Consider the following 1,404-nt stretch of genomic DNA (forward strand, 5'->3'; position numbering starts at 1 on the left):
CTCCCTTTGTTTGCGGGTTTTTCGCCGCAAACACTTCTCTCTGCGTGAGCTTTTCATCTCTTTAATCAGCAACTCCGAAAAATTTTTATGCTTGTGGTGAAGTATAGTCCATCAAGTTTATACAAACAAAGTCCGCCTATGCGGGCCTTATCCTTGTAGCCTTAATGTTCTAGACTCAAGATTTAACGGTATTTCTGACTTTTAGCAATAGCGACATCATAAAGATATACCTAGCTTAAACCCCAGCGCAGCATGGAGAAACAGAACACAAAGTGCTACGCTGACCAAATATGCAATTGTTCCTAGCGGACTTAGTTCGTGTAGCCACACCCTTTAGGATGTCGGGCTTCCTGTTGAACTCACAGTATGTTTGAGCAACGGAAAACCCAACTTCTCCCTTTGCTCAACATATAAATGAGCTACCTTCCTAGCCAAATGCCGAATCCTGGCAATATAGCGAGTTCTCTCCGTCACCGAAATCACACCTCTAGCATCCAGCAGATTGAACGTGTGCGAACACTTCATTACATAATCTAAACTAGGCAAGACCAATCCTCGCTCCGTCAATTGGGTAGCTTCCTGCTCATACAAATTAAATAGTGTCAGTAGCAACTCAGGATTTGACGCTTCAAAGTTGTAGATACACTGCTCAATCTCTCCCTGAAGGTAAACATCACCATAAGTAATGTTGTCTGTCCAATGAATCTTAGTAATTGCCTCCACTTCCTGAAGGTACATCACCAATCGCTCTAACCCGTACGTAATCTCAATCGACACAGGACGGCAATCTATTCCCCCACACTGTTGGAAGTAGGTAAATTGAGTAATTTCCATCCCATCTAACCATACTTCCCAACCAGTGCCCCAAGCTCCCACCGTCGCATCTTCCCAGTTATCCTCTACAAACCGAATATCGTGGTCTTCAGGACAAATACCTAAAACCCTTAATGAATCAAGATAAATCTCCTGGATATTATCTGGCGACGGCTTAATCAGAACTTGGTACTGATAATAATGTTGGAAGCGGTTGGGGTTTTCGCCGTACCGCCCATCCGTCGGGCGACGACACGGTTCAACGTAGGCAACAGACCACGGTTCCGGTCCCAATGCTCTTAAAAATGTCTGAGGATTTTTAGTACCTGCCCCCTTCTCAATGTCATAGGGTTGGGCAATCAAGCAACCGCGATCGCCCCAAAACTCATGCAATAAACCTATTACCGACTGAAAATTCACGCTTCACCCTTCCTTACTCAGCACAGTGCATAAACCATTGTTGCCTACAAAGAGAGCACTGTGGGCAGTTTCAGGGGACTCAAAAGCGGTCCAAAATATTTTTGGAAAAATAGTTGACAAGCTTAAGAAGGTTCGCTATATTGAATAAGTGCCTGAAGCAAAGAGCAAAAA

Annotated in this window: 1 protein-coding gene; it reads right to left on the minus strand. The window is 44.2% G+C overall.

Translation table 11 applies throughout. From position 1 onward, the window contains the following. Nucleotides 1–333: 333 nt before the first annotated feature. Nucleotides 334–1,233 (minus strand): glycine--tRNA ligase subunit alpha, encoded by a 900-nt coding sequence (glyQ, locus tag V7K49_RS24910; protein WP_334865375.1) that lies wholly within the window; start codon nucleotides 1,231–1,233, stop codon nucleotides 334–336. Nucleotides 1,234–1,404 lie beyond the last annotated feature (171 nt).

This window comes from Nostoc sp. (assembly GCF_036919675.1).
In the GTDB taxonomy this organism is placed as follows: domain Bacteria; phylum Cyanobacteriota; class Cyanobacteriia; order Cyanobacteriales; family Nostocaceae; genus Nostoc.